The 6645-nt window shown below is 34.2% G+C and carries 3 protein-coding genes; all 3 read left to right on the top strand.

From position 1 onward, the window contains the following. Window positions 1–243 precede the first annotated feature (243 nt). The 3 genes from HOG71_08530 (at window position 244) to HOG71_08540 (ending at window position 6539) form a co-directional block, all read left to right on the top strand. A complete protein-coding gene (locus HOG71_08530) occupies window positions 244–3186 on the top strand; it encodes a T9SS type A sorting domain-containing protein (protein MBT5990889.1) in 2943 nt (980 codons plus the stop codon). Continuing rightward, window positions 3179–5908, top strand: coding sequence for a T9SS type B sorting domain-containing protein (locus tag HOG71_08535; GenBank protein MBT5990890.1), 2730 nt, complete (start codon window positions 3179–3181; stop codon window positions 5906–5908). The genes HOG71_08530 and HOG71_08535 overlap by 8 nt, the downstream gene beginning before the upstream one ends. A gap of 127 nt (window positions 5909–6035) precedes the next feature. After that, window positions 6036–6539: a metallophosphoesterase family protein gene (locus HOG71_08540; protein ID MBT5990891.1), complete on the top strand. Its 504-nt coding sequence runs from the start codon at window positions 6036–6038 to the stop codon at window positions 6537–6539. Window positions 6540–6645: the final 106 nt, after the last annotated feature.

Raw genomic sequence — 6645 nt, forward strand, 5'->3', positions numbered from 1 at the left:
AATGGAGCAAACGCTCCATCTTTTCCAAAAAGCGACTTCCCACTCTTAAACTGTTCTAGCGCTTTTTCTTCTAAATTGTCTAAATAGTTCTGATCCATAATCAAATTTACGATTTTGGACAGAGTTTAATTTACACCCTCTGTAAATGAATGGGATCCCATTTCAAGGTTTGGATCATACGATGGTGATGGTGGCACCTGCTACTATAATGACGAAAACGATGAAAGCTTTCTCATGACAAATATGAAATTTAGAAAATTTGAAGACCTTCCAAGTGGATTTCTTCCAACAATATTCGAAACCCCAAAATATAATGTCCCTATTGTAGAAGATTTTGATGATCCGCAAATTGTCTATTCAACATCAGTTTCAGGTGGAACATGTTCGGCTGGTTATGATCAAATTATTTGGTCTCAAGATGGTGGGAATTCTTTTAGTCAGTACAATAATTATTGCGCATTTGGAAATGTATATGATATAACACAGAGTCATGGCTCTCCCAATAACATTTTATACGTCTGCTCAAAAGGAATAGGTGGAGGTGGAGTATCAATATCCTGTTTGTATTTTAAAGATCACGATAATATCTGGAGTCCTATCTCAACCTTACCTACAGGAATAAATCCAGATTACATTATTACCACAGTTGAAACAGATCCAAATGATGCAGAGCGCGTTTGGATCGGATTAGGAAGATATGGGAGTAATACAATTGGTCGTATTCATTATTCAGAGAATTCGGGAGATACCTGGGCAAGTGTGTCAAATGGCCTGAATGGTGATTTACCAATTAACTGTTTATTATATGTGAGTGAAATATCCACATTGTTTTGCGGAACTGATATTGGCGTTTATTATCTTGAAGATAATACAACAGAATGGCAACCTTTTGGAGGTAATCTTCCATTTGTAATAATCAGTGACCTAAAATACAATTCAACAAGTCATGAACTCATTGCTGCAACCTATGGGCGTGGCTTATGGCGCATTCAAATTCATTGTGATGATTTTACTTTCTTCCCTATTAACCCTGCTGGTAACTGGAATGGTCTGGAGCAAACTGTAAATGATATTATTGAAATTCCTCCTGGAGCAGTATTAACTATTGATAATTGCAATCTCAGTTTTACACCTTGTTCAAAAATTATCGTTATGCCCGGTGGAAAGTTAATCATTAATAATTCAACATTAAAATCTCTTGCTGATCGTTTTTGGGGAGGAATTATAGTCAGAGGAGATAGAAATAATCCACAAACAATTGACCCACAGACATCTTTGCCTTTTTTTCAAGGTATCCTGGAACTTGAAAATACAACAATCGAAAACGCTTATTCAGCAGTTGAAATTGCTGATAATTACCAAAATCATGGAGGTATTATAAAGGCCGAAAGTTCAACTTTTAAAAATTGCAGAAAAATGGTTGGATTTGGTTCTTATTCTTATCCTAATAGTAGTTATTTCTATAATTGTTCCTTCACATGTACTGGACCTTTAGTGGATGACAACTTCGATAATAAAGGTACCAACCAATTTGTATCCATGTGGGATGTACATGGTATCGAATTCAGGGGTTGCACTTTCAAAAATGAAGGGGATTATGGGATTTATAGTGATGACAATAGAGGAACTGGAATTTTTACAATTGATGCAAGTTTCAATGTTTATCCAATGGATGATCCAAATACTGCTATTGAGCCATGTGACCTTCCTGATGGGGAAAGAAACAAATTCATTAATTTAGCTGTTGGAATAAGTACATCTAGTTCTGTAGGTATTCAAAATGATGTTAAAATTCTTGACAATGATTTCATTAACTGTCGTAATGGTATTGAATCTAGAAATGATATTGGAAATATTATTTTTGGAAACATATTTGAATGGAAGAATGGCTTTTATTTAAGCAATGAAGGTGAGGAGCTCGCCCTTCTTGGTAGCCCAATAGGTATTTATACTGAATCGTCTATTGACTTTTTGGCAATGAGTAACCAATTTATTTGGGAGAATGGATTAACTGGTATTCCTCCCACTGCAATTGAAACTCAAAATCCTTATCATGGGGTATTTGCAGGTATATACACTAGCAATTCTGATGTACAACAAACCACAAACTATTCCAAAATATTGAAAAACACTTTTGACAGGCAAACAACCAATGCTGAAAAATATGTTGTTGGCAATTATATCAACGGTACAAATACAAAACTACTAATTCCATGTAATACGTATACAAACCTAAATGAAGATGATTGGTATATACAAGAAAATTCGACTTTAAATGATCAGGCAAAAAATGTCTTTACTTATTATAACCCATTGAATTCATTTAGTATAACTCATAATTGCAACACTTCATATAAGATATATAATCATAGTTTTAACAGCCCAATTTACTATTATAATTCCCTTTTTACAGGTGATCTATGTTTTAACAATGTAGCATTTAACCAGTGGCCTGATTATCCATGTGATAATGATATTACCCAATGTGATGTTTATAGTTTCTGGAATGGTTGGGATGGTGAACCACCAAGTGGTGATGAAGATAATCTTCCCGGTTTGAAGGAGGGAAATGATAAGGATCCCAATCAGGATAATATTTTTAAATTGATTTATTCAAACAGCTTCGAAGAAGCGGACCAATTGATTTTGAAATGGCATCCTGAAAATGATGAAGAAGGCCACCTAAAAAGCCTTGTATTGCTTACAAAATCTATTTATTCTGACAACAGGAACTGGAATAACTTACTTGATATCGAGATTGAAAACCTACACAACCTCACCCAATTTGAAGATCAGGCGGGATTAATGTCTCGTCAGCTTTTGACTTATTTTACAGATTATGACTTCCCTCCTAAAATCCTGATCATAAATAAATCATCTGAACAACCTAATGTGCCAGTTAATATCATAAATTTGAAGATTAAAGATGAAATTAGCTTTGATATTTATCCAAACCCGACTAATAATCAGTTTACGATTGAATACAGGCTTCCTGCTGAAATGCACAGTGCTGTTATTACCATTTTTGATTTAAGTGGTAAAAAAGTAAGGGAATTTAATCTCACCGAAAATCAGGGTAGCTTAAGTGTCAGTAAATTGGAAGTAGGAGAAGCTGGTATGTATCAATGCATAATATCATTGGATGAAAATCAGAAACAAGTTAAAAAGGTATTGATTATTGAGTAAACGGGTATTTCATAATATATCTTATAAAAACAACTGGGGAAAGGTAAAATACAAACAATATTACCTTATCCCCCTTTTCCTTATACTTGCCAATTTTTCTTTCCCCCAGGAAAATAATATATGGGTTTTTGGTTCACAGGGAAGTTTAGATTTCAATTATACACCACCACAAATATTGAATCCTCCCCCAGCAGTAATGACCAAAGGTAATTGTAGCAGCGTATGCGACAGCATGGGGAAATTGCTGTTTTATTCAGATGAAACCACGGTGTATGGAGCAGATCATACGGTGTTTAAAAATGGAATAGGGATAAAAGGTGTAGCTTTCACAAGCCAGAGTGAATTGCTTTTACCTTCAGTATCTCATTACCGAAGATATTTCCTGTTTTCAATTCAATACTATTACGAGGTTTCTGATCATGGTTTATATTATTCGGTTATTGATGAAGGGAAGAAAGAAGTGGTTTCAAAAAACAACTTAATTTCAAAAGATACATTTTTTTACCTCACAGCAATCAGGCATGCCAATGAAGAGGATATCTGGATAATTTCAAGGAAATACCCTGATACATTTTTTGTCTGGTTATTCAGTAATGATAGTTTACATTTACCTAAAAAATATCATATAACAAACAAATACAATTCAGATAACCATCTCAGTTCTCATGAAACAATAGGTGCATCACATGATGGACGAACCCTGATCATAACAGGTGGTTATCCTACTCCAATAGAAGTAAATGGTTATAATTATGTTGAATCCTTTGATTTTGATAAAAACAAAGGTGAGATTTCCAATAAAAAAATTTTACTCGAATATGATGGACAATCTTATTATTCCCCTGATTATCGTGGTTTTGCTTTTTCTGCAAATGATTCAATTATTTATCTAATAACCTCAAATATTCGTGATAATAAATTAATACAAATTGATAGAAATTCAAAATCAATTAAATATTTTGATCGAAGTATTAATAGTTATACAATTAAAACCGGCCCAGATGGCAAGGTTTATTTATTAAACCCTCATAAAAAAACTGTTTCAGTTATACACAATCCTGACAAATGGGGATCTTCCTGTAATTTGCAAGAAAATGTATTACTGATTTCCAATATCGGAATCCCAGGTAATTGGGCATTCCCAAACAACTTTTTTCAACTATTGCGCATTAGTTTTGAATCTGATCTGAACTGCAATGTTGAATTCAACATGGTCAATAAAAGTGATACCGACATATTTAAAATTTTTACGTGGTACTTCCCTAATGGAGATACAGCTGTTGGCTTGCATCAGTATTATGATTTCGGGAAATCAGGAAGGTATTTTGTAAGCCTCAAAGGTCAAAAAGAGTATGGTTATACTCAATGGACATCAGATACGGTCACTTTTTTAAGAAAACCTAATGCAAACTTTTATGCTGACACCACAATAGGTTGTCAATGGGTTGGATATCAGTTTTATGATTCCTCTTTTGCTGATACTTTAAACATTGATATTGGGGAAAGCTGGCTTTGGGAATTTGGTGATGGAACAACAGATACAATTCAGAATCCTTCACATATCTATACCCAAACTGGTGAATACACGATTAAGCTTGTTTATAGCAATGGCTTTTGCTCAGATACCATAGAAAAGGATCAGGCGGTGGAAATAATCGAAGCACCACGCCCTGGTTTTCAAATGAGCGAGATCAATTATTGCTCTCCCTACACACTTCAAATCACTGATACTTCGCTGGGTAAAGTGCAAAGCTGGTTTTATTCCTTTGGAGATGGAAGTTATGATACCCTTAAATCCCCTGCACATTTGTATGCCAATCAAGGCAATTATAAAATCATTCAAACGCTGGTTGGCCCTACGGGTTGTATAACCAAGGATTCTGCTTTTCTTCATTTAAGAAAAGGTTTTTCAGAAGCTGACAAAATCAATTCACTTTCAAGCCATACAATTGAAAATAAAAGCATATTGATAAACTGGCATAGTCTTACAGACGCTTTCTCATACAATCTTTTCAAAAGTGAAAATGATATAAACTACTTGAAAATCACAAACCAAATAGATACTTTTTATCTGGATATGGATGTCGATCCAACTATAATGCTTTATGCATACAAAATCACAGGTCTGGACAGTTGCAATCGAACTACAACTGAAAGCTTAAAACTAAAAAATATTCTACTAACAGGTGAATCATTTTCAAATGAATACAGCATCCTTCGCTGGACACCTTTTGAACAATGGCAAAATGGAGTAGAAACATATTGGTTACAATATGAAAATAATGATGGGCAATTTGAAATGGTTACATCTACAACAACACTTAATTATGATGATAGCCGATTTTTTGATGGCAAAACAGAAAAGGAAAAATGCTATCGCATAGTTGGAATTGAAAAAGATGGAAACAGGCAGCAAAGTACTAGCAATTTACTTTGCCTGGAATACGAGCCAGTGTTATGGATACCAACTGCTTTTACTCCAAATGGGGATGGATTAAATGATACATTTATTGTTAAAGGCATTCGAATTGAAGATTTCCAAATCCAGATATTTAACCAATGGGGAGAGAAGGTTTTTGAAAACAATAATGCTAATCTGGGCTGGGATGGAAAGTTCAGGGGACAGCTATCTTCTATGGGCGTTTACACCTATTACATTAAGTCAATAGGGATGGATGGGGAAAATATTTCTGTGAGTGGAACTTTGCATTTAATTAGATGATCAGATTTGACAACTTTATAAAGTTGTCAAATCTTACAAGCATTAACTCTTTTTTCTTCCCTCATTTCTCGCTAAACTTGAATACCGAAATCGGTGCATTTATAAGCATTCAATTAAATATAGCAGCTTGAAAAGAATAGGCATCCTCAGCGATACGCATGGACATCATGATGAAATGATTGCCCACAACCTATCACAATGTGATGAAATTTGGCATATTGGTGATATAGGAAACGTGGAATTATTGGATATTTATCAGGCTATTAAACCTTTGGTAGCCGTTTATGGGAATATAGATGGACATGAAATCCGAGCTTCAATACCCTTGAAACGAAGGTTTGTAATAGAAGATTTTGTTGTACTCATGACTCACATTGGTGGTTATCCGGGACGTTATGATCAATCTATAAGGAATGAAGTCAAATTTAATCCACCTGATATATTCATCAGTGGTCACTCTCATATTTTGAAAATTTTGCCAGATAAAAAGCTGAATTTATTACACATTAATCCAGGATCTGCAGGAAAATATGGTCTTCACAAAATCAGAACCATGGTAATTTTAGAACTGGATAAAAAGAAAATATTGGATGTGAAAGTTATTGAATTGGGATTGCGAGGGGTTATTTAGTTTAAAATTGATAAACTGAAAAATTGATAAACTGTGAAATTGATAAATTGTTTTATCCTCTGAAGCTTTAGCGAAAGTGGATAAAATTGCTTTGCCTACCGGAGCT

This window comes from Bacteroidota bacterium, from assembly GCA_018698135.1.
Classification (GTDB): Bacteria; Bacteroidota; Bacteroidia; order CAILMK01; family JAAYUY01; genus JABINZ01.

What these genes read in the sequence shown, in the direction of transcription:
- HOG71_08530 (MBT5990889.1), top strand. Translation starts at nt 244, where the DNA reads ATGAAATTTAGAAAATTTGAAGACCTTCCAAGTGGATTTCTTCCAACA.